This window comes from Elizabethkingia argenteiflava, assembly GCF_009904105.1.
GTDB classification, from domain to species: domain Bacteria; phylum Bacteroidota; class Bacteroidia; order Flavobacteriales; family Weeksellaceae; genus Elizabethkingia; species Elizabethkingia argenteiflava.
The window spans coordinates 1-309 of the sequence record NZ_JAAABJ010000274.1; the positions used below are offsets into that span (position 1 = coordinate 1).

Below are 309 nucleotides of genomic sequence, written 5' to 3' on the forward strand. Positions count from 1 at the left end.
ACGCATGAGGGTACGTATAAAAATGGGGCAAAAGGCTGAAGCTAGTTTAGGGATTATGGATAGTCAAAGTGTACGTTGGGGTAATAACAGAGGGCTTCACGGAGTAGAAGGTAATAAGAAGATAAAAGGTATAAAGCGTCATGTGGTAGTAGACAAGAATGGCTTTCTAATAGCAGTAATGCTATGTGTTGCCAATATTCATGACAGTAAGGCTGGACTACTTTTACTTAGAATGCTAAATGAAGGACTTATGAAGTTTAAATGTATCCTTGCTGATGCTGGGTATAGAGGAGAATTTATAGAGAAAGC

At 38.5% G+C, this 309-nt stretch carries 1 protein-coding gene; it reads left to right on the plus strand.

All coding sequences use genetic code 11. From position 1 onward, the window contains the following. Nucleotides 1-22: 22 nt before the first annotated feature. On the plus strand, nucleotides 23-309 hold a 287-nt coding region (locus GNY06_RS02845; protein WP_212995075.1), incomplete at its 3' end, for a transposase.